We start from the raw sequence: 22,300 nt of genomic DNA on the forward strand, positions 1-22,300 counted from the left end.
GGTGGCGGGTGGGGTTACGCGACGGCGCGGTTGACGCCGCCGCAGACGTCGACGGTGGTGCCGGTGATGTACGAGGCGCGGGGCGAGAGGAGGGTGGTGACGGCGTACGCGACTTCGTCGGCGTTGCCGAGGCGGCCGAGGGCGATGCCGCGGTCGGCGGCGAGTTCGGCCTGCCAGGCGGGGTAGTCCAGCGGGGAGCCGGAGGCGGCGTACCGGCGTTCCCACTGCCCGGTGTCGATGAGGCCGAGGCAGACGGAGTTGACGCGGATGCCGTCGGGGGCGAGTTCCTTGGACAGCGAGGTGGAGAGGTTGAGGATGCCGGCGCGGGCGGCGCTGGTGGTCATCAGCCGGGTCTCGGGCTGTTTGGCGAGGACCGCGTTGATGTTGACGACGGAGGCGCCGCGGGCGGCGCCGGAGGCGCGGAGGTGGGGCAGGGCGGCGTTCAGCGGGTGGAGGACGCCGAAGAACTTGAGCTCCAGCTCCTCGCGCCAGTCGGCGGCGGTGGTCTCGGCGAAGGGTTTCAGCCGGGAGGCGCCGGCGTTGTTGACGAGGCCGTCGAGTCCGCCGAAGCGGTCGGCGGCGGCGTCGGTGAAGGCGCGTACGGCGGCCTCGTCGGTGACGTCGCAGGGGGCGTGGAACAGCGTGTCGGGTCCGGCGAGGCCGTCGAGTGCGGCGGCGAGGGCGTCGGGGCGGCGGCCGCAGGTGGCGACGCGGGCGCCCTCCGCGAGGAGCGCGCGGACGGTGGCGAGTCCGACGCCGGAGCTGCCGCCGGTGACGAGGAGGCGGTGGCCTTTCAGCTGGAGGTCCATGTGCGGCTCCTTTCGGTGGGGGGGGTGCGGTGGGGCGTGGTGTGGGCGCTGCCGTCCGCAGGGCTAATGCATCGTGAAGCCGCCGTTCACGGCGAACGTCTGGCCCGTGATGTAGCCGGACTCCTCACCGATCAGGAAAGCGATGAGGCCGACCAGGTCGGACGGTTGCTGAGGGCGGGAGATGGCCCGGTTCAGCCGGTACAGCTCGTGGCGTTCGGCGGGGATGTCCACGGCGGACTCCCCCTCGGTGAGGCCGGGCGCCACCGCGTTGACGGTGATGCCGTGGTCGCCCGTCTCGCGGGCCATCGCCCGGGTCAGGGAGATCACGGCGCCCTTGGACGCGATGTAGTGGGCGAGCCGGGGCGAACCGTAGAGCGCGGCGTCCGATGCGAGGTTGACGACGCGTCCGGCGCCGTGGGCCCGCATCAGCGGAAGGAGGGCGCGGGCGACGAGCCACGGCCCGCGCGCGTTGACCGTCATGATGCGGTCCCACGCCGCGACGTCGATCTCGTGGAACGGCTTGCCGCCCACCGCGTTGGCCAGTCCGGCGTTGTTGACCAGCCCGTACAGCCGGCTGCCGTCACGGGCGAGGGTGTCGGCGAGGGCGGCGACGGAGTCCGGGTCGGCGACGTCGAGCGGGTGGTAGTCCGCGGTGATGCCGTCGGCGCGCAGCGTCCCGGCCGCCTGCCGGCCGGTGGCCTCGTCCAGTTCGGCGATGACGACGCGGTGTCCGTCGCCGCCGATCCGGCGGGCCGCGGCCAGTCCGAGGCCGCGGCCGGCGCCGGTGACGACGACCGTGCGGGGGGTGTCGTCGGCGGCCATCAGTCGCGGGTGACGCCGTGCATCGGCGAGTGCTCGGGGTAGGTCGGCACCTGCGGCTTCCGCGTGCCGATGATGACGCAGAAGAGGGCGTCGGTGTCGCCCTCGTTCTTCAGGGAGCGGGCCACTCCGGCGGGGACGACGATCATGTCCCGGTAGCCGAGGGTGCGGTATTCGGTCTCGTCGGCGCCCCGGTGGATGCCGACCCTGACCTGCCCCTCCAGGACGAAGAACGCCTCCTCCACGTCGTGGTGGGTGTGCTCGGGGCCCTCGGCGCCCGGCGGGAGCAGCATGTTGGAGAGGGTGAAGCCGCCCGAGGGCAGGATGCGGTTGTCGCTCTCGTGGTTGCCGGTGGCGCCGGAGCCGACGTACCGGATCTGGGCGCGGCGGTACTGGGCGCCGGCCTTCTCCTGGAAGGAGAGGGTGTTCCAGTCGGGTTCGCGGGAGTCCTTGGTGGCGATGAGCGAGTCGGTGAACTTCGCGAGGTCGCCGTTGTTCTCGTACGGGGTCCTGTCGATGGGCACGGGATGCTCCTGGTGTGTCGGGGTGGGTGGGGGGGCGTCGTTACGCGGGTACGCGGGCGACGACGTGGAGGTGGGCGCGGACCCAGGCGTTGAACGCCTCGGGGCGTTCCTGGTTGGCGAGGTGTCCGGCGCCGGAGAGGGTGACGTAGACGGATTTCGCCAGGCCCCCGGCGATGGCCTGGGACTCGTCGGTGCCGGTGACCGTGTCCTGTTCGCCGCAGAGCACGAGGGCCGGTGCGGTGATGGCGGGCAGGTCGTCGGTGAGGTCGGCGTCCGCCATGGCCTCGGCGGCGTATCCGTAGCCGGGGCCGCGGACGGAGCCGGCCATGGTGGCGACGACGCGGGCGACCAGCTCCGGCGGTGCGCCGTCCGAGACGAGCCGGGGCCCCCGGGCGGCGGCGAACGCCTCCGGCCCCTGGGCGGCGAGCTGTGCGGCGCGCCCGCGCATGGCCTTCGCCCTGTCCGGGTCGGTGCCGGACCCCCGGCTGGAGTCGGCGACGATCAGCGAGGCGACCAGGTCCGGGTGGCGGACGGCGAGGCGCAGGGCGATGACGCCGCCCCAGGAGACGCCGAGGACATGGGCGGGGCCGCCGCGTTCGCGGATGAGGGCGGCGGCGGTGTCGGCGTATCCGTCGAGACCGGGGGCATGGGCCGGGTCGGCGGAGTCCGCGTAGCCGGGGGCGTCCCAGGCGACGACCCGTACCTGGTCGGCGAGGCCGTCGAGCTGGGGGGCGAAGGCGGCGGAGGAGGAGCCGATGCCGTGGAGGCAGAGCAGCAGCGGGGCGTCCGGGTCGCCGGCCTCGCGGGTGTGGACGGCCCCGGGCTTGAGCATCGCGGCGGTCACAGGATCTGCCCCGCCCGGCCGACGACGGCGCCGAGGCTGCGGAGCACGGCGTGCGGGACGACCTGGCTGGTGGCGGGGTTGGCGGCGTCGGGCCGGTGGGCGACCTCGAAGCGGTAGCTGCCGTGCGGGCCCGCCGCCTCGATGACGTGCCGGGTGAGGGTGGCGGCCGGGTCGGCGACCACGACGACCTCGACCAGGTCCGGGTCGCCGGTGGCCAGGGCGACCGAGGCGGCGACGTTGGTCGACTTGGGGAACTTCACCGGGACGTCCCGGGCGGTGCCGCGCATGACCTCGACCGGTCCGGTGGTGGTGCGCAGCCGGGCGGTGAGCGCGTCGTCCATCCAGGGCTGGTGGAGGGTGGCAGGGAGCTTGGTGGTGGTGAGGGTGACGGAGGTGAGGGGGCCGAGGCCGCGGACGGCCTGGAGGAGGTCGAGCCCGCCGACGGCGCCCCCGGTGAAGTAGACGCGGCCGGGTCCGGCGGCGCGCAGCCGGGCGGTGAGTTCGGGGTCGACCAGGGCGCCGGTGGAGGCGATGAGCAGGTCCGCGCCGCTGGTGAGGACGCGCTCGGCCCATTCCCGTACAACGGCCTGACCGGCGGCTTCGACCACGAGGTCGCAGACGGCGAGGGCGTCCTCGAAGGACAGCTGGGGGGCCGGGGCGTCCACGAGCGGCCGGTTGTCGATGACACAGGCGAGTTCGGCGCCGGGGACACGGCCCTCGGCGAGGGCGGTGCCGACGACGCGCCCGATGGCGCCCCAGCCGACGAGACCGACGCGGCGCACGGTGGGGCCGGGGCGGGCGGGGGTGTCCGGGCGGGGGGTGAGGACGGCGGTCATGCGGTCACCTCCTGGGGGGTGGTGGCGAGCGGACCGGGGTCCGGGGTGCCGGCCATGTGGCGGCGGATTGCGGGGGACGGGGGTCCGGCGGTGCCCCAGAGGTCGGAGAGGTCGGGGGTGCGGCGCCAGACCTTGGCGATCCAGGCGTCCTCCACGATCTGGGCGACCTCGGAGGTGTATTCGCAGACGAGTCCGGCCGGGTCGGTGAAGTAGGAGAAGGTGTTGTTGCCGGGTCCGTGCCGGCCGGGGCCCCACTGGGGGGTGATGCCGTGGTGGCGGAGCCGGCCGAGGCCGCGCATGAAGTGGTCGACGGACGGCATCTCGTACGCGACGTGGTTGAGGGACGTCCACTCGGCCTGGTTGAAGGCGATGCAGTGGTGGTCGGCGTTGCAGCGCAGGAAGGCCATCTGGTGTTCGGACCAGTCGGAGACCCGCAGTCCGAGCACGGCGGTGTAGAAGGAGACGGCGGCGTCGATGTCCGTGGTGTTGAGCACGGTGTGGGTGACGCCGACGGGGACGGCGCCGTCCCGGCCGCGCGGGGTGACCGCGTGGGTCTGGGCGCTGAGCTCGATCAGCCGGCCCTCGGGGTCGGTGAAGCGGAGTCCGTAGCCGCCGCCGACCTGGTCGAGCGGGCCGGGCCCGGCGACGGGGACGATGCCCCTGGCGAGGAGGCGGCGGGCGGCCTCGTCGATCTCGGCGGGGGTGGCGACGGCGAAGCTGATGCGGCCGAGGCCGTTGCGCTCGGCGCGGGTGAGGTGCAGGACGTGGTGTTCTCCGCCGGTGCCGCGCAGCCAGCTGGCGTCGGTGTCGCGTTCGACGGGTTCCAGGCCCCAGACCTCGGCGTAGAAGTCGGCGGACTCGGTGAGGGCGGGCGTGTGGAGTTCGACGGAGCGCAGGGCGCGGAGCCGGGCTATCGGCCGGTCGTGGGGGTGGTCGTGGGGCATGGGGTCCTCCCGCTCGGGTGGGTGGGGCGCGTGCGGTGTCAGTGGGCGGCGGCCCAGGGCAGCGGGGTGGTGCCGGTGGCCCAGTAGAGGGACTTCTGCCGTTGGTAGCCGCGGATGAGGTCGCGGCCCTTCTCGGTGCCGATGCCGCTGTCCTTCAGCCCGCCGAACGGGGTGGAGATGCTGAACTGCTTGTACGTGTTGATCCAGACGGTGCCCGCGTCGATACGGCGGGCCAGCCGCCAGGCCCGGGCGTGGTCGCGGGTCCAGATCCCGCAGGCCAGCCCGTAGACGCTGTCGTTGGCCTGGGCGACGAGGTCGTCCTCGTCCGCGAAGGGCAGGGCGGCCAGGACCGGTCCGAAGATCTCCTCCCGGCAGACCCTGGCGGTGTTCGGCAGGCCGTCCAGGACGGTGGGCAGGTAGTAGGCGCCGTCCCGGTAGCGCTCGCCCTCGGGGGCCGCTCCCCCGCACCGGACGGTGGCGCCCTCCGCCCGGGCCAGGTCGACATAGGCGGCGACGCTGTCGCGGTGGCGGTGGTGGACCAGCGGGGCGACCTGGGTGTCCGGGTCGGTGCCGGGGCCGACGCGCAGCTTCTCCGTACGGGCCACCAGCTCGCCCAGGAACTCCTCGTAACGGGAGCGGTGCACGAAGAGGCGGGAACCGGCGATGCAGCTCTGGCCGCTGGACGAGAAGATCCCGTACATCACACCGGCGAGGGCCTGTTCGAGGTCGGCGTCCTCCAGCACGATCGTCGGCGACTTGCCGCCGAGTTCGAGGGAGACCGGCATCAGCTTGCCGGCGGCGGCGTGGGCGAGGGTGCGGCCGGTCTCCGTACCGCCGGTGAAGGTGACCTTGCCGACGGCGGGGTGGCGGACGATCGCGTCGCCGATGACGCTGCCGCGGCCCGGCAGGACGGAGAGCAGGGCCGTCGGCAGCCCGGCTTCGGTGAGTGCCTGATGGACCAGGCGGCCGAGCGCGAGGGCGACGAGCGGGGTCCACTCGGCGGGCTTGAGGAGGACGGCGTTGCCGGCGGCGAGGGCGGGGGCGAGCTTCTGGGCGTCGCTGGCGATCGGCGAGTTCCAGGGGGTGATCGCGCCGACGACGCCGATCGGTTCGTGGACGCTCATCGTGAGGTACGGGCCGCGGGCCGGGGTGAGCGCGTCCTCGGCGGTCTCCAGGGCGGCGGCGGTGTAGCGGAAGGTGCCGGCGGCGCTGAGCACGAGGGCCCGGGTCTCGGTGCGGCACTTGCCGGTGTCCGCGGTCTGGAGGGCGGAGAGCCGGTCGGCGTCCTGCTCGACGAGGTCGGCGACGCGGTGCAGCAGCCGGGCCCGGAGGTGGGCGGGCAGCTCGCGCCAGGCGGGGTCCCGGGCCGCCCGGGTGGCTGCTGCGGCGGCGGCCTCGACGTCTTCGAGGGACGCGGCGTGCACGGTGGCGATGACCTGGCCGGTGGCCGGGTCGATGGTCTCGATGGGGGCGCCCCGGCCCTGGCGCCACTGCCCTGCGACCAACACCTCGTCGGCAAGCATCGGTTGGCCTCCTGCGGTCGTGATCGGTTCCCGGTCCGGCCGGAGCCGGTACCTCAGGGCTAAAAAGCTAAGCACTTAAGTAATTGCCCGCAAGCCCCCCTGAACAAAAAGCCCGGGCAAAAAGTCTTTTGCTCCCCGGCCCTTGACGGCCGCCGCCCCCGGACCGGTAGAACTTAAGCCCTAAGAAGCTAGGTGCTTACAGAGGTTCGTGGGCGATGTCACCGCCGCACGGGCACCGCGTACCGCTCCCCCACCCGTACGCTCGGCTCACCGCGTCCTCCGCGAACACGTACACCTGGCTCCCCCAACCGCTCCGGGCCCCCGCGGAGCAGGAGGAACCCTGGATGAGCACCGACATCTCACAGGACGCCGTACCGGGCCCCTCGCCCGCCGGCACCACCCGCACCGCCATCGCGGCCCGGTTCGAGCGGCTGCCGCCGTCCCGCTGGCACATCACCGTCCGCCTGATCGTGGGCGTGGTCACCTTCTTCGAGGCGTTCGACCAGCTGCTGATCGCCTACGCCCTGCCCGAGCTCCGGGACGAGTGGCAGTTGAGCACCGGCGACGCCACGGCCGTCCTGACCGTCGGTTCGGTCGGCATGCTCGTCGGCGCCCTGCTCTCGGGACGGCTGGCCGACCGCTACGGCCGGGTGAAGGTCATCGCGTACTGCATCGCCGTATCCGGCCTGGTCAGCCTGGCCCTCACCGCCTGCACCTCGCTCACCCCGTTCCTGGCGCTCCGGTTCGTGCAGGGGCTGGCGATCGGCGGCGAGGTGCCGGTGGCGGCGGCCTTCATCAGCGAGATCACCCGCAGCTTCAAGCGCGGCCGCTTCGTTCTGCTGTACGAGCTGGTCTTCCCGGCCGGCCTCACCGTCGGCGCGCTCGTCGCGGCCTGGGTCGTCCCGGCCGCGGGCTGGCGCACGATGTTCGCGGTCGCCGCCGTCCCCGGCCTGCTGGCCTTCCTCGTGCAGCGCCGCGTCCCGGAGTCCCCGCGCTGGCTCGCGGACCGGGGCCGGCTCGCGGAGGCGGAGGCGGTGATGGCCGGGATCGAGGCGAAGGTGGCGGCGGCGACGGGGCAGCCCCTTCCGGCGCCGGGCGCGGTGCGGGCTCCGGAGAAGGCAACCGCCGCAGCCACCGAAGCGGAACGGGCCGCGACCGGCCTGCGCGGCCTGTTCACCGGCCGCTACCGGCGCCGCACCCTGGTCGTCGGCGCGATCTGGTTCACCGGCTACTTCGTGAACTACGGCGTGACGTCCTGGCTGCCCAGCATCTACAAGGACGAATACGGCCTCGGCCTCTCCGACGCCCTGCTCTACTCCACGGTGACCTCGGTCGCCGGTCTGCTCGGCTGCCTGGTCGTCGCGCTCACCGTGGACGTCCTGGGCCGCCGCAAGATCTTCGCGATCTGCCTCGGCGCCTCGGCGGCCCTGCTGCTCACCCTGGCCGCGCTCGGCGCCGGCTCCCCCGGCCAGGTGCTGATCTGGACCTCACTGGCGGCGGTCGGCTTCTTCGGCTCCAACATCTGCCTGTACCTCTACACCCCGGAGCTGTACCCGACCCGGATGCGGGCGCTCGGGTGCAGCGTCGGCGGCGCGGTCAACCGGCTGGGCGTGATCCTCGGCCCGATCCTGGTCGGCGTCGTCTACGCGGCGAACGACAGCGTGGTCGCGGTCTTCGTGATGCTCGCCGCGGTGGCGGTGCTCGGCGCGGTGGTGGCCGGCACCCTGGCGGAGGAGACCGCGAACCGGCCCCTGGAGGAGATCTCGCCCTGACGGGGGCGGAAGACGGGCGCGGAGGCGGCCGGGGCCGGGGCGAGAAGCCCTCAGCGCTCCCCGGCCGCCTCCGTGCCGTTCGCGGACTCCTCCGCGATGCGTTCGTGGTGGCGGATGACCTCCGCGACGATGAAGTTGAGCAGCTTCTCGGCGAAGGCCGGGTCGAGATGGGCGCTCTCCGCGAGCTCGCGGAGACGGGCGATCTGGCGGGCCTCGCGGGCCGGGTCGGCCGGGGGGAGCTGATGGGCGGCCTTGAGGTGGCCGACCTGCTGGGTGCACTTGAAGCGTTCGGCCAGCATATGGACGACGGCGGCGTCGATGTTGTCGATGCTCTGGCGCAGCCGGTCGAGTTCGACGCGTACGGAGGCGTCGGTGTCGTTCGTGGTCATGGGCAGCGAGCTTACGGGGCTACGAGGTGATCGTCGGCGGGTGTTCGGGGTCCGGGACGCGGTCGCTCCAGCCGCCCGGGACCGTACGCCCCTGCTGTTCGCGGAAGCGGACCGGGGCGATGCCGACGCGCCGCGCGAAGAGCCGGGAGAAGTAGGCCGGGTCGTCGTAGCCGACGCGGCGGGCGACGGCCGCGACCGGCAGGTCGCTCGTGGCGAGGAGCTCCTTCGCGCGCCCGAGCCGGATGGTCAGGAGGTAGTCCTTCGGGCTGCGTCCCGCGCTCCGGCGCACCGCCGTCCGCAGCTCGGCGGAGGTCATCCCGTGCCGGGCGGCGTGCTCCGCGACGGACAGCGGCTGGAAGGCGTCCCGGGCGAGCGCCTGGAGCACCGGATCGCCGTCCGGGCCGACGTCGGCGCGGGCCCGGCGCAGGGCGACGAGCAGTTCGTGCACGGCGGCCCCCGTCTCGACCTCCAGGAGCGGGTTGCCGTGCCGGGCCGCCCGGACCATCCGGCCGATCGCGGCGCGCGGGGCCGCGGTGTCGGTGAGCGGGACCAGCGGGCGGTCGGGCTCGATGTAGCCGAGTTCGGTGTACGTGGCGGTGGCGGGCCCGGTGAAGTCCACGAAGCTCTCGTCCCAGCCGGTCCCCGGGTCGGCGCCGTAGTGGTGCGGGGTGCCCGGGGTCAGCCAGATGAGGCTGGGCGCGGTGACCGGGACCCGCCGCCCGTCCGGCCCGGCGAACCAGCCGCTGCCCGTGTGCACGACGACGGCCACATGGTGGTCCAGGGTGCGCGGGCCGACCGTGGGCAGGGTGCCGTGCTGGAGGCCGACGCCGAGGCAGACGAGGCCCAGGCGGTGGTGGAGCGGGCTGGGCGTGAAGAAGCGCATCCAGGTGTGGTACATGGGCTCCCTCTCGCCCGGTCCGGGCCACTCGCGTCCAAACAGCCAAGATCTTTGTCCATGGACCGGCCGCACGCCAGGGCCGAGGCTGGACCGAGACATTCCGCGCATCGGGAGAACGGGCACCATGGCTGACTTCACCGTCGAGGACGACGGCTTCCGGATCGATGGGAAGCCCGTACGGCTGCTGTCCGGGGCCCTGCACTACTTCCGGGTGCACGAGGGCCAGTGGGACCACCGGCTCGCGATGCTGCGCGCGATGGGACTGAACTGTGTGGAGACGTACGTCCCGTGGAATCTCCACGAGCCCCGGCCCGGCCGCTTCCGGGACACCGGGGCGCTGGGCCGCTTCCTGGACGCGGCGCACCGGGCCGGCCTGTGGGCGATCGTGCGCCCCGGCCCGTACATCTGTGCGGAGTGGGAGAACGGCGGCCTGCCCGCGTGGGTGACCGGCCGGTTCGGGCGCCGGGTGCGGACCCGCGACGAGGGGTATCTCGACGCGGTCCGGGCCTGGTTCGCGGAGCTGCTGCCGCAGGTCGCGGAGCGGCAGATCGACCGCGGCGGCCCGGTGATCATGGTGCAGGCCGAGAACGAGTACGGGAGTTACGGCACGGACGGCGTCTATCTGCGCCGGGTGACCGAGCTGCTGCGCGCGTACGGGGTGGGCGTGCCGCTGTTCACCTCGGACGGGCCGGAGGACCATATGCTCACCGGCGGCTCGGTGCCCGGCCTGCTCGCCACCGCCAACTTCGGTTCGGGCGCCCGCGAGGCGTTCCGGGTGCTGCGCCGCCACCGGGCGTCGGGTCCGCTGATGTGCATGGAGTTCTGGTGCGGCTGGTTCGAGCACTGGGGCGCGCCGCCGGTGGTACGCGATCCGGCGCAGGCGGCCGGTGCGCTGGCGGAGATCCTGGAGTGCGGGGCGTCGGTGAACGTCTACATGGCGCACGGCGGCACGAACTTCGCGGGCTGGGCGGGCGCCAACCGGTCCGGGCCGCTCCAGGACCAGGAGCTGCTGCCGACGGTGACGTCGTACGACTACGACGCGCCGGTGGACGAGTACGGCAGGGCCACGGAGAAGTTCCGGCTGTTCCGGAAGGTCCTCGCCGCATACGCGGACGGGCCGCTGCCCCCGCTGCCGCCGGAGCCGGCCGGGCTCGCCGCCCCGGTCCGGGCGGAGCTGACCGGGTGGGCGCCGCTGGACACGGTGCTGGAGGCGCTGGGCGACGAGGAGACGGCGGAGTCCGGGGTGCCGCCGACGTTCGAGGAGCTGGGCGTCGACCGCGGCCTGGTCCGCTACCGGGTGGCCGTGCCGGGGCCGCGCCGCCCGTACCCGCTGGGCGTCTCGGGGCTGCGGGACCGTGCGGTGGTGTACGTGGACGGGGTGCGCCGGGGCGTCCTGGGCGAGGGGGCCGCCACCCTGACGGAGCCGGTGGCCGGGCCCGCCGATGTGGAGCTGTGGGTGGAGTCGCTGGGCCGGGTCAACTACGGGCCGCGCCTGGGTGAGCCGAAGGGCGTCACCGGGGGCGTGCTGCACGAGCGCCAGTATCTGCACGGGGTGCGGGCGCGGGCGCTGCGGCTGGACGCGTTCGAGGAGCCGGGCGCGGTCGCGGGCGTACCGTTCGGGCCGGTCGACGGGGCGGGCGGGACGGGTCTGTACCGGGGCACGTTCGAGCTGACGGCCGGGGCGGACCACGCGGGGCTCGAACTCCCGGGCTGGACGCGGGGCTTCGTCTGGGTGAACGGCTTCTGCCTGGGCCGGTACTGGTCGGCGGGCCCGCAGCACACGCTGTATGTGCCGGGTCCGGTGCTGCGGGACGGGGTCAACGAGGTGTGGGTGCTGGAGACGGAGGGCGCGGGCGCGCCGTTCGTCCGGCTGGGCCCGGGGCTGCCGGTCCGGACCGGGAACTGACAACCCCGGGGCGCGGTTCCCGGTCTACATTGGTGAGGAGTCGGGCCCGGAGCGAGGAGCGGGGGTACGGACGTGCCGGACAGCCCCCGCCGCAGCCCGGTCGAGCACGGGTTTCCGCATCTGGAGACGGTCCGCTCGGCGATCACCGCGCTGTACCGCAGGCTGTCGGCCGACGGCGTCCGGCGGTACGCGACGAGCCTCGCCCCGGTCGACGCCGCGTTCGCCGACGCGGACGATCTGCATCTGGGCGCGCAGCGGGTGGCGCGGGCGATGGTGCACCACTACCGGCTGCCGGACGCCCGGGTGATCGTGGCGTTCCGGTCGATGGAGCACGCGGGCAGCGTCGAACTCGCGGCGGGGCCGGAGTACTTCGTGGAGCTGAACGACCGCTTCCGCACCCATCGCCGGGACATCGGGGCGGCCCTGTCGCACGAGGTCGCGCATGTGCTGCTGCACCGGCTGGGCCTGGAGTTCCCCGGCACCCGTGACAACGAGATCCTGACCGACACGGCGGCGGCCTACCTGGGGGCGGGCTGGCTGCTCCTCGACGCGTTCCGCGAGGACGCGACGTCCAGCCAGAAGCTGGGGTATCTGACGCCGGAGGAGTTCGGGTACGTGCTGGCCGAGCGGGCGCTGGTGTTCGGCGAGGACCCCTCGCCCTGGTTCACCAGTCCGCAGGCGTACACCGCGTACACGGAGGGGCGGGCGCGGGCACTGCGGGACGCGGCGCGGCCGCCGCTGACGGCCGCGGGGTGGGCGGGGCGGCGGCGCTACGCACGGGACCGGCGGACCGGGGCGGGGGCCGGGGCCGGGGGTCCCGGGGGTTCGTACGCCTTCGAGGCGGCGGCGGACGGGTTGCGGGTGGCGTTCCCGTGCCCCGTCTGCCATCAGCGGAACCGGGTTCCGGTGCGGGGGCGGGTGCGGGTGCGGTGCGCGCTGTGCCGCGCGGTACTGGACTGCACGACGTGACCGGTCACCGTCCCGGGGGCGCTGCCCCCGGACCCCCGCTCCTCAATCGCCGGAGGGGCTTGATTTCGGCCCCTCCGGCGACGGGTGCTACGCGGCGCGGCGGGTGCGCTGTGCGCTTCCGCGAGCGGCCCCTGTGCGCGGGGCGGAGCCCCGGGACGCGCCGGCCCCCCGGCCCCGGCCCCGGCTGCCCGAGCGGGCTCCCGCCGGCCTCGGCTTCGGCTGCGTCGGCTGCGGGACCTCTATGACCACCGCGACCCCGGACGGTTCGCGGGCGCCCGTGATACGGGTCAGCTCCTCGTCGCTGGAGCGGATGCGGGTCGTGCGCGGGGCGATGCCCGCGTCGCGCATCAGCCGGGTCATGTCCCGCTTCTCGTCGGGCAGGACGAGGGTGACGACGCTGCCGGACTCACCGGCGCGGGCGGTGCGGCCGCCCCGGTGCAGGTAGTCCTTGTGGTCGGTGGGCGGGTCCACGTTGACGACGAGGTCGAGGTCGTCCACATGGATGCCCCGGGCCGCCACGTTCGTCGCGACGAGGGCCGTGACCTGGCCGTTCTTGAACTGGTCCAGGGTCCGGTTGCGCTGCGGCTGGGAGCGCCCGCCGTGCAGCGCGGCAGCGCGTACCCCACTGGCGAGCAGCCGCTTGGCGAAACGGTCCGCCGCGCGCTTGGTGTCCACGAACATGATCACGCGGCCCTCGCGGGCGGCGATCCGGGTCGCGACGGCCTTCTTGTCGGTCTCGTCCAGGACATGGAGGACGTGGTGCTCCATGGTGGTGACCGCACCGGCGGACGGGTCGACCGAGTGCACGACGGGGTCGGTCAGGAACATCTTGACCAGGCGGTCGATGTTCTTGTCCAGGGTCGCGGAGAACAGCATCCGCTGGCCGCCCGCCTCGACCTGCCGGAGCAGGGCGGTGACCTGGGGCATGAAGCCCATGTCGGCCATCTGGTCGGCCTCGTCCAGGACCGTGATCGCGACCTGGTCCAGGCGGCAGTCGCCGCGCTCGATGAGGTCCTTGAGCCGGCCCGGGGTCGCCACCAGCACCTCGGCGCCGCGCCGCAGCGTGGCGGACTGCCGGGTGATCGACATGCCGCCGACGACGGTGGCGAGCCGCAGATTGACCGAGGTGGCGTACGGGGTCAGCGCGTCGGTGACCTGCTGGGCGAGCTCGCGGGTCGGGACGAGGACGAGGGCCAGCGGTGCCTTCGGCTCGGCGCGGCGGCCGGCGGTGCGGGCCAGCAGCGCGAGCCCGAAGGCGAGGGTCTTGCCGGAGCCGGTGCGGCCCCGGCCGAGGATGTCACGGCCGGCCAGCGAGTTGGGCAACGTGGCGCCCTGGATCGGGAACGGCTCGGTCACGCCCTGCGCGGCAAGGGTCTTCAGCAGGGCTGCGGGCATGTCCAGCTCGGCGAACGCCTCGACGGCGGGCAGTGCGGGGGTGATGGTCTCGGGCAGCGCGAATTCGCCCTGCGGCGGCGTGGCCCTGCGACGGGACGACGCCTTTCCGGTTCCCTTGCCGGAACCCTGTGCGGTTGCCTGTGCCCGGTCCGTGCCGCGCGCCCTGGACGGGCGGTTGCGAGCGGGACGGTCCTGGCGTTCGGAGCGGGTCATATCGGGATTGTCCTCCTGGGACAGCACGAGCCGGGGCCCGCACCTTGACGGTGCGGGCCCCGGCTGCGAGGTACGCGTCCGGCGAAAATTAGGCCGGGACGATGTTCTCCGCCTGCGGGCCCTTCTGGCCCTGCGTGACGTCGAAGCTGACCTTCTGGCCCTCGACGAGCTCACGGAAGCCCTGGGCGTTGATGTTCGAGTAGTGGGCGAAGACGTCGGCGCCGCCGCCGTCCTGCTCGATGAAGCCGAAGCCCTTTTCAGAGTTGAACCACTTCACGGTTCCAGTAGCCATGTCGATCTCCTAAGGAGGTGCAGTGCCGGAAATTCGCACTTTACGAATTCCAAGTCGCCGCAATTGAGCCCCATCCGGAGAAAGCCGGAAAACAATAAAGCGCCTGACGAAGCATTCCCGTCAGGCGCACATAAAGTTCATGGGTACCAAAACTGCAACACGACCACCGTAGCACGACCCGCCGCCGGATGTCGGGAGGAGCCCCGATCAGCCGTCGTTGCCCCGCCGGATCACGCGCAGCGGCCGACCGGGCCGCCAGCTGCTGATGACAAGCGTGTCACCACCCTCCAGGCCGACCCGCACCACCTCGGTCGGCTCGACCCGGAACAGGTGGAAGGGCTCGGGCGGGGTGCGCTCCTCGATGAAGCGGGCGAGGACGGCGGGGTCGGTCACCTCGACGGCGCGCCCGGAGATCCGGACGTCCCCGTCGGCCATCTCGGCGTCCGGCCCGGGGTTGGCGTGCACGCAGAAGCGGGGGTCGCGGCGCAGATCGAGGGCCTTGCGGGAGTTCGGCATCATGCCGAGGTGCGGTTCGTCCTCCCAGAAGTCCACCTCCAGGCCGGTGAGCCGGGGCGACCCGTCCTCGCGGAGGGTCGCGAGGACATGGTGCTTGTACAGCGCGAACCTCCGCCGCACGGCGTCGGCGAAGTCGGGCTCGGCGGTGCGGAAGTCGGTCCAGGTGCTTGTGGTCATGGAGTCATTGTCGCGGTCTGACACGATGAGCGGATGCGGAACGATCACTTCGCGGCGCGCTCGCGCGTCCTGGTGCGGCGGTTGCATTCCCTGGACTGGCTGGCCGGCGGGCTGCTTCTGCTCGGGGTGGTCGCCGCGGCGACCGGGCTGCTGCCCGCCGGGCCCGCGCAGGACCAGCTGCGGCGCATCGGGCCGCTGCTGGCGTTCCTGGCGACGGTGATCGTGCTGGCGGAGCTGGCGGGCCGGGCGCAGGTCTTCGACGTGGTCGCGGCGTGGGTGGCGCGGGCCGGGCGGGGGCGGTATCCGCTGCTGTTCGGGCTGTGCGTGGCGTTCGCCTCGCTGACCACGATCACACTGAACCTCGACACGACGGCCGTGCTGCTCACCCCGGTGATGCTGGCGCTGGCCGGGCGGGTGGGCATCGCGGCGGTGCCGCTGGCGATGACGACGGTGTGGCTGGCCAACACGGCGAGCCTGCTGCTCCCCGTATCGAATCTGACCAATCTGCTGGCGGCGGACCGGGTGGCGCTGTCCCCGGCCGGGCTGGCCGCCGTGATGTGGCTGCCGCAGCTGGCGGCGATCGGGATGACGGCCCTGTGTCTGTGGGTCTTCTACTGGCGCCGGGGCCGGCGGGGCGCCGACACGTACACCCCGCCGCCGGTGCCGTCGCCCGACGACCGGGTGCTGCTGGGCGTCTGCTCGGTGGCGTGCGCCGGGTTCCTGCTGGCGATCCTGCTGGTGGACGTGCCGCTCTGGGCGGCCTCGCTGGCGGCGATGGCCGTCGTGGTGGTGGCGTACGCGGTGCGGCGGCGCGAGGAGCTGCGGATCTCGCTGGTCCCGTGGCGGCTGCTGGTCCTGGTGCCGGGGATGTTCCTGGTGGTGGAGACCGTCAACGCGCACGGGCTGCACGAGGTGCTGGTGCGGGCGCTCGGCTCGGACGACGGCCTCGCGGGCATGCTCCGCACCGCCGGGGTGGGCGCCGGGCTCGCCAACGTACTGAACAACCTTCCGGCGTACGTGGCGGGCGAGGCGGTCGTCCCGGCGGGCAACCACCATCAGCTGCTGGCCCTGCTGATCGGGGTCAACGCGGGCCCGCTGGTCACCCCGTGGGGGTCGCTGGCGACGCTGCTGTGGTTCGAGCGGTGCCGGTTCCAGGGGACACGGATCGGGGTACGGCGCTTCGCGCTGACCGGCCTGGTCCTCGCGGTGACGGCGACCGCGGCGGCGGCCTGCGCGCTGGCGCTGACCGCCTGAGCCGCCCCCGGGCGTCACCCGCCCCCGGACGCGCCACGGCGCCTGCCGATTCGTCCGGTCGGGGACGGGCAGGCGCCGCGTTCAGTTCCGCACGCCGTTGTGCGGGACGTCTGTGTGCCGTATCAGACCGTCAGGGCACGGTCCGTCGGGCGGATCGGGGCCGGCAGCGCGCTGGCTCCGGTCAGGAAGCGGTCCACGCCGCGTGCCGCGGAGCGGCCCTCGGCGATGGCCCACACGATGAGGGACTGGCCGCGGCCCGCGTCCCCGGCGACGAAGACGCCGTCGACGTTGGTCGCGTAGTCCTCGTCACGGGCGATGTTGCCGCGTGCGTCGAGCTCCAGACCGAACTGCTGGACCAGACCGTTGGCCTGGTCGGTGCCGGTGAAGCCCATCGCGAGCGTGACCAGCTGCGCGGGGATGACCCGCTCGGTGCCGGGCTTCTGCTCCAGCTTACCGTCCTTGAACTCCACCTCGACCAGGTGGAGGGCCTGGACGTTGCCGTCCTCGTCGCCCTCGAAGTGGGTGGTCGAGACGGAGTAGACCCGCTCGCCGCCCTCCTCGTGCGCGGAGGTGACCTTGTAGAGCATGGGGAAGGTCGGCCAGGGCTGGTTGGCGTTCCGCTCCTCGCCCGGCCGGGGCATGATCTCCAGCTGGGTGACGGACAGGGCGCCTTGGCGGTGCGCGGTGCCGACGCAGTCGGCGCCGGTGTCGCCGCCGCCGATGACGACGACGTGCTTGCCCTCGGCGGTGATCGGGGAGACCGTCAGGTCGCCCTCCTGCACCTTGTTGGCGAGCGGCAGGTACTCCATCGCGTAGTGGACGCCGTTCAGCTCCCGGCCCGGGACGGGCAGGTCGCGCGAGACGGTGGCACCGGCGGCGATGACCACGGCGTCGTAACGGCGGCGCAGCTTCGCGGCGTCGATGTCCCGGCCGATCTCGGTCTCGGTGCGGAACTTGGTGCCCTCCGCGCGCATCTGCTCGATGCGGCGGTTGATGTGCGACTTCTCCATCTTGAACTCGGGGATGCCGTACCGGAGGAGGCCCCCGATGCGGTCCGCGCGCTCGTAGACGGCGACCGTGTGACCGGCCCGGGTGAGCTGCTGGGCGGCGGCGAGGCCGGCCGGACCGGAGCCGATGACGGCGACGGTCTTGCCGGACAGGCGCTCCGGCGGCTGCGGGGTCACGTCACCGTTGCCCCACGCCTTGTCGATGATCGAGACCTCGACGTTCTTGATGGTGACGGCCGGCTGGTTGATGCCGAGCACACACGCCGACTCGCAGGGCGCCGGGCACAGCCGCCCGGTGAACTCCGGGAAGTTGTTCGTGGCGTGCAGCCGCTCGGACGCGGCGGTCCAGTCCTCGCGGTAGGCGTAGTCGTTCCACTCGGGGATGAGGTTCCCGAGCGGGCAGCCGTTGTGGCAGAACGGGATGCCGCAGTCCATGCAGCGGCCGGCCTGCTTGCTGATGATCGGGAGCAGCGAGCCCGGAACGTAGACCTCGTTCCAGTCCTTGACGCGCTCGCCGGCGGGGCGGGTCTGCGCGACCTCGCGGCCGGTGGTCAGGAAGCCCTTGGGGTCAGCCATTGGTCGCCGCCTCCATCATCTTCTCGGTGGTCTCCTGCTCGGAGAGACCGGCGAGCTCAGCGGCGTCCTTGGCGGCGAGCACTGCCTTGTAGGTGGACGGGATGATCTTGCTGAAGCGGGTCACCGCGGTGTCCCACTCGGCGAGGAGCTTCCCGGCGACGGTGGAGCCGGTCTCCTCCTGGTGGCGGCGCACGACGTCGTGCAGCCACTGCTTGTCGGTGTCGGTCAGCTCCTCGACCGCGCCGAGGTTGCCGGCGTTGACCTGGTCGCGGTTGAGGTCGATGACGTACGCGACACCGCCGGACATGCCGGCCGCGAAGTTGCGCCCGGTCTCGCCGAGCACCACGGCGTGGCCGCCGGTCATGTACTCGCAGCCGTGGTCGCCCACGCCCTCGGAGACGACGGTGGCGCCGGAGTTGCGGACGCAGAAGCGCTCGCCGGTGCGGCCGCGGAGGAACAGTTCGCCGCCGGTGGCGCCGTAGGCGATGGTGTTGCCCGCGATCGTGGAGTACTCGGCGAGGTGGTCGGCGCCGCGGTCGGGGCGGACGACGACGCGCCCGCCGGACAGGCCCTTGCCGACGTAGTCGTTGGCGTCGCCCTCCAGGCGCAGGGTGACACCGGTGGGCAGGAAGGCGCCGAAGGACTGGCCCGCGGAGCCGGTGAAGGTGATGTCGATGGTGTCCTGGGGCAGGCCCGCACCGCCGAACTTCTTCGTGACCTCGTGGCCGAGCATGGTGCCGACGGTCCGGTTGATGTTGCGGATCGCGATCTGCGCGCGGACCGGCTGGGCGGTCTCGGGGCTGTCGGCCTTGAGGGCGTCGGCGGCGAGCTTGATCAGCTCGTTGTCGAGGGCCTTGTCGAGGGCGTGGTCCTGCTCGGTGTTCCGGTACCGGACGGCGCCTTCGGGCAGCTCGGGGACGTAGAACAGCGGGGCGAGGTCCAGGCCCTGCGCCTTCCAGTGCGTGACGGCCCGGTCGGTGTCCAGCAGCTCGGCGTGGCCGACGGCCTCCTCGATCGTGCGGAAGCCGAGCTCGGCGAGGAGCTCGCGGACCTCCTGCGCGATGAACTCGAAGAAGTTGACGACGTACTCGGCCTTGCCGGAGAAGCGGTCGCGCAGCACCGGGTTCTGGGTGGCGATGCCGACGGGGCAGGTGTCGAGGTGGCAGACGCGCATCATGACGCAGCCGGAGACGACGAGCGGCGCGGTCGCGAAACCGAACTCCTCGGCGCCGAGCAGCGCGGCGATGACGACGTCGCGGCCGGTCTTGAGCTGGCCGTCGGTCTGCACGACGATGCGGTCGCGCAGGCCGTTGAGCAGCAGGGTCTGCTGGGTCTCGGCGAGGCCGAGCTCCCAGGGGCCGCCCGCGTGCTTGAGGCTGGTCAGCGGGGACGCGCCCGTGCCGCCGTCGTGGCCGGAGATGAGGACCACGTCCGCGTGCGCCTTGGAGACGCCCGCCGCGACGGTGCCGACGCCGACCTCGGAGACCAGCTTCACGTGGATGCGGGCCTGCGGGTTGGCGTTCTTGAGGTCGTGGATCAGCTGAGCCAGGTCCTCGATGGAGTAGATGTCGTGGTGCGGCGGCGGGGAGATCAGGCCGACGCCCGGGGTGGAGTGCCGGGTCTTGGCGACCCACGGGTAGACCTTGTGGCCGGGCAGCTGGCCGCCCTCACCGGGCTTGGCGCCCTGGGCCATCTTGATCTGGATGTCGTCCGCGTTGACCAGGTACTCGCTGGTGACGCCGAAGCGGCCGGAGGCGACCTGCTTGATGGACGAGCGGCGCGCCGGGTCGTAGAGCCGGTCGGCGTCCTCGCCGCCCTCACCGGTGTTGGACTTGCCGCCCAGCTGGTTCATCGCGATGGCGAGGGTCTCGTGGGCCTCGCGCGAGATGGAGCCGTAGGACATGGCGCCGGTGGAGAACCGCTTGACGATCTCCGAGACGGGCTCGACCTCGTCGATGTCGATCGAGGGGCGGTCCGAGGTGAAGCCGAACAGGCCGCGGAGCGTCATCAGCCGCTCGGACTGCTCGTTCACCCGGTCCGTGTACTTCTTGAAGATGTCGTACCGGCGGTTGCGGGTGGCGTGCTGGAGGCGGAAGACCGTCTCCGGGTCGAACAGGTGCGGCTCGCCCTCGCGGCGCCACTGGTACTCGCCGCCGATCTCCAGCGCGCGGTGTGAGGCGGAGATGCCGGAGGCGGGGTAGCCCTTGGTGTGCCGGGCGGCGACCTCCTTGGCGACGACGTCGAGACCGGCGCCGCCGATCTTGGTGGCGGTGCCGTTGAAGTACCGGTCCACGAAGGACTGGTCGAGGCCGACCGCCTCGAAGACCTGGGCGCCTCGGTAGGAGGCGACCGTGGAGATGCCCATCTTGGACATCACCTTCAGGACGCCCTTGCCCAGCGCGTAGATCAGGTTGCGGATGGCCTGCTCGGCCTCGATGCCCTCGATGAAGGTGCCGGCCCGGACCAGGTCCTCGACGGACTCCATGGCCAGGTACGGGTTGACCGCGGCGGCGCCGTAGCCGATCAGCAGCGCGACGTGGTGGACCTCGCGGACGTCACCGGCCTCGACCAGCAGGCCCACCTGGGTGCGCTGCTTGGTGCGGATGAGGTGGTGGTGGACGGCGGAGGTGAGCAGCAGCGAGGGGATCGGCGCGTGCTCGGCGTCGGAGTGCCGGTCGGACAGGACGATCAGGCGGGCGCCGTCCTCGATGGCGGCGTCGACCTCGGTGCAGATCTCCTCGATCCGGGCGGCCAGCGCGTCGCCGCCGCCGTGCACCCGGTAGAGGCCGGAGAGCGTGGCGGCCTTCATGCCCGGCATGTCGCCGTCGGCGTTGATGTGTATGAGCTTGGCCAGCTCGTCGTTGTCGATCACCGGGAAGGGCAGCGCGACGCTGCGGCAGGACGCGGCGCCCGGCTCCAGGAGGTTGCTCGACGGGCCGAGCACGGAGCGCAGCGAGGTGACGAGCTCCTCGCGGATGGCGTCCAGCGGCGGGTTGGTGACCTGCGCGAACAGCTGGGTGAAGTAGTCGAACAGCAGCCGGGGGCGGGCCGAGAGCGCGGCGATCGGCGAGTCGGTGCCCATGGAGCCCAGCGGCTCGCCGCCGGTGCGGGCCATCGGGGCGAGGATGACGCGCAGCTCCTCCTCGGTGTATCCGAAGGTCTGCTGGCGCCGGGTGACGGAGGCGTGCGTGTGGACGATGTGCTCCCGCTCGGGGAGGTCCTCCAGCTCGATCTCGCCGCTCTCCAGCCACTCCTGGTAGGGCTGCTCGGCGGCGAGGGACGCCTTGATCTCGTCGTCCTCGATGATGCGGTGCTCGGCGGTGTCCACGAGGAACATGCGGCCGGGCTGGAGGCGGCCCTTGCGGACGACCTTGGCCGGGTCGATGTCCAGGACGCCGACCTCGGAGGAGAGGACGACGAGGCCGTCGTCGGTGACCCAGTAGCGGCCGGGGCGCAGACCGTTGCGGTCGAGGACCGCGCCGACCTGGACGCCGTCGGTGAAGGTGACGCAGGCCGGGCCGTCCCAGGGCTCCATCATCGCGGAGTGGTACTGGTAGAACGCGCGGCGGGCCGGGTCCATGGAGGTGTGGTTCTCCCACGCCTCGGGGACCATCATCAGCACCGAGTGCGGCAGCGAGCGGCCGCCGAGGTGGAGCAGCTCCAGGACCTCGTCGAAGGACGCGGAGTCGGAGGCGTCCGGGGTGCAGACGGGGAAGATCCGGTCGAGCGGCGCGTCGCCGAAGAGGCCGGAGGCGAGCTGGGACTCGCGGGCCTTCATCCAGTTGCGGTTGCCCTTGACCGTGTTGATCTCGCCGTTGTGCGCGACGAAGCGGTACGGGTGGGCGAGCGGCCAGCTCGGGAAGGTGTTGGTCGAGAAGCGCGAGTGGACCAGGGCGACGGCGGTGGCGAACCGGGGGTCGGAGAGGTCCGGGAAGAAGGGCTCCAGCTGACCGGTGGTGAGCATGCCCTTGTAGACGATGGTGCGCGCGGAGAGCGACGGGAAGTAGACCCCGGCCTCGCGCTCGGCGCGCTTGCGCAGCACGAACGCCTTGCGGTCCAGGGCGATGCCGGCGCTCTCGCCGTCCGCCACGAAGAGCTGGCGGAACTCGGGCATGGTGGCGCGGGCGCCGTTGCCGAGGATGTCCGGGGTGACCGGGACCTCGCGCCAGCCGAGGACCGTCAGGCCCTCCTCGCCGGCGATCTTCTCCAGCTCGCGGACGGCGTCGCCGGAGTCGTCGGCGGGCAGGAAGGCGATGCCGACGGCGTAGCCGCCGGCCTCGGGGAGTGCGAAGGGGACCTCGGCGCGCAGGAACGTGTCCGGGACCTGGAGCAGGATGCCGGCGCCGTCACCGGAGTCGGGCTCCGAGCCGGTGGCACCGCGGTGTTCGAGGTTGCGGAGCACGGTCAGAGCCTGCTCGACCATCTCGTGGCCGGGCACACCGGTCAGAGTGGCTACGAACCCCACGCCACAGGCGTCGTGCTCGTTGCGGGGGTCGTACATCCCCTGGGGGGCGGGGCGACCGTCCATGGGCGACCAGGCGTCGGTGCGCATCGGCTCTCCCGTCGTCGTCGTGGCATATGCAGTGCCGAGGGACGACGTTGGCCCTCTGCGAAATTTGGTGCAGATTACATGATGG

18 protein-coding genes are annotated in these 22,300 nt (G+C 72.8%); 4 read left to right on the plus strand and 14 right to left on the minus strand.

The features are described from left to right. Positions 1–14 precede the first annotated feature (14 nt). The 7 genes from OG338_RS05820 to OG338_RS05850 all read right to left on the minus strand — a co-directional run bounded on the left by OG338_RS05820 (position 15) and on the right by OG338_RS05850 (position 6,299). A complete protein-coding gene (locus tag OG338_RS05820; RefSeq protein WP_405936289.1) occupies positions 15–809 on the minus strand; it encodes an SDR family oxidoreductase in 795 nt (264 codons plus the stop codon). 63 nt (positions 810–872) lie between these two features. Beyond that, complete coding sequence (locus OG338_RS05825) at positions 873–1,631, minus strand: SDR family oxidoreductase (RefSeq protein WP_405936290.1); 759 nt, start codon at positions 1,629–1,631, stop codon at positions 873–875. Beyond that, a complete protein-coding gene (locus tag OG338_RS05830) occupies positions 1,631–2,152 on the minus strand; it encodes a cupin domain-containing protein (RefSeq protein WP_405936291.1) in 522 nt (173 codons plus the stop codon). The genes OG338_RS05825 and OG338_RS05830 overlap by 1 nt, the downstream gene beginning before the upstream one ends. A 40-nt stretch (positions 2,153–2,192) precedes the next feature. Beyond that, the gene (locus OG338_RS05835; RefSeq protein WP_405940330.1) at positions 2,193–2,984 is read right to left on the minus strand and encodes an alpha/beta fold hydrolase; all 792 of its coding nucleotides are present in this window, start codon (positions 2,982–2,984) and stop codon (positions 2,193–2,195) included. A gap of 8 nt (positions 2,985–2,992) precedes the next feature. Then, on the minus strand, positions 2,993–3,832 hold the full coding sequence (locus OG338_RS05840) for an aspartate dehydrogenase domain-containing protein (protein WP_405936292.1): 840 nt from the start codon (positions 3,830–3,832) through the stop codon (positions 2,993–2,995). Beyond that, entirely contained in the window at positions 3,829–4,776 is a 948-nt protein-coding gene (locus tag OG338_RS05845) for a VOC family protein (protein ID WP_405936293.1), read from the minus strand. The genes OG338_RS05840 and OG338_RS05845 overlap by 4 nt, the downstream gene beginning before the upstream one ends. A gap of 38 nt (positions 4,777–4,814) precedes the next feature. After that, positions 4,815–6,299, minus strand: coding sequence for an aldehyde dehydrogenase (locus OG338_RS05850; RefSeq protein ID WP_405936294.1), 1,485 nt, complete (start codon positions 6,297–6,299; stop codon positions 4,815–4,817). 344 nt (positions 6,300–6,643) lie between these two features. Between OG338_RS05850 and OG338_RS05855 the strand changes: the two genes are divergently transcribed. After that, positions 6,644–8,071, plus strand: coding sequence for an MFS transporter (locus OG338_RS05855; protein ID WP_405936295.1), 1,428 nt, complete (start codon positions 6,644–6,646; stop codon positions 8,069–8,071). A 50-nt stretch (positions 8,072–8,121) separates the two neighbouring features. On the opposite strand, the gene OG338_RS05860 is transcribed toward OG338_RS05855, so the two are convergent. Together OG338_RS05860 and OG338_RS05865 are read right to left on the minus strand one after the other, a co-directional pair. Continuing rightward, entirely contained in the window at positions 8,122–8,460 is a 339-nt protein-coding gene (locus OG338_RS05860) for a chorismate mutase (protein ID WP_405936296.1), read from the minus strand. A 19-nt stretch (positions 8,461–8,479) separates the two neighbouring features. Next, on the minus strand, positions 8,480–9,358 hold the full coding sequence (locus tag OG338_RS05865) for a helix-turn-helix domain-containing protein (protein WP_405936297.1): 879 nt from the start codon (positions 9,356–9,358) through the stop codon (positions 8,480–8,482). Positions 9,359–9,482: 124 nt separating this feature from the next. On the opposite strand from OG338_RS05865, the gene OG338_RS05870 reads away from it, so the two are divergent. Next, positions 9,483–11,264 (plus strand): beta-galactosidase, encoded by a 1,782-nt coding sequence (locus tag OG338_RS05870; RefSeq protein WP_405936298.1) that lies wholly within the window; start codon positions 9,483–9,485, stop codon positions 11,262–11,264. 72 nt (positions 11,265–11,336) lie between these two features. Next, a complete protein-coding gene (locus OG338_RS05875) occupies positions 11,337–12,233 on the plus strand; it encodes a hypothetical protein (RefSeq protein WP_405936299.1) in 897 nt (298 codons plus the stop codon). A gap of 87 nt (positions 12,234–12,320) precedes the next feature. On the opposite strand, the gene OG338_RS05880 is transcribed toward OG338_RS05875, so the two are convergent. The 3 genes from OG338_RS05880 to OG338_RS05890 form a co-directional block, all read right to left on the minus strand. Then, a complete protein-coding gene (locus OG338_RS05880; RefSeq protein ID WP_405936300.1) occupies positions 12,321–13,841 on the minus strand; it encodes a DEAD/DEAH box helicase in 1,521 nt (506 codons plus the stop codon). A gap of 88 nt (positions 13,842–13,929) precedes the next feature. Further along, entirely contained in the window at positions 13,930–14,133 is a 204-nt protein-coding gene (locus OG338_RS05885; protein WP_018104519.1) for a cold-shock protein, read from the minus strand. A 207-nt stretch (positions 14,134–14,340) separates the two neighbouring features. Next, positions 14,341–14,826 (minus strand): pyridoxamine 5'-phosphate oxidase family protein, encoded by a 486-nt coding sequence (locus OG338_RS05890; RefSeq protein WP_405936301.1) that lies wholly within the window; start codon positions 14,824–14,826, stop codon positions 14,341–14,343. Between the two features lie 33 nt (positions 14,827–14,859). Here OG338_RS05890 and OG338_RS05895 point away from each other — a divergent pair, with 33 nt between their 5' ends. Continuing rightward, positions 14,860–16,080 (plus strand): SLC13 family permease, encoded by a 1,221-nt coding sequence (locus tag OG338_RS05895; RefSeq protein ID WP_405936302.1) that lies wholly within the window; start codon positions 14,860–14,862, stop codon positions 16,078–16,080. Between the two features lie 122 nt (positions 16,081–16,202). Here the strand turns inward: OG338_RS05895 and OG338_RS05900 are convergent, their stop codons facing one another. Then, positions 16,203–17,663, minus strand: a complete 1,461-nt coding sequence (locus OG338_RS05900) for a glutamate synthase subunit beta (RefSeq protein WP_405936303.1) — start codon at positions 17,661–17,663, stop codon at positions 16,203–16,205. Next, a complete protein-coding gene (gene gltB, locus OG338_RS05905; RefSeq protein WP_405936304.1) occupies positions 17,656–22,215 on the minus strand; it encodes a glutamate synthase large subunit in 4,560 nt (1,519 codons plus the stop codon). The genes OG338_RS05900 and gltB overlap by 8 nt, the downstream gene beginning before the upstream one ends. Between the last annotated feature and the right edge of the window lie 85 nt (positions 22,216–22,300).

This window comes from Streptomyces sp. NBC_00726 (assembly GCF_045161735.1).
Taxonomy (GTDB): Bacteria; Actinomycetota; Actinomycetes; order Streptomycetales; family Streptomycetaceae; genus Streptomyces.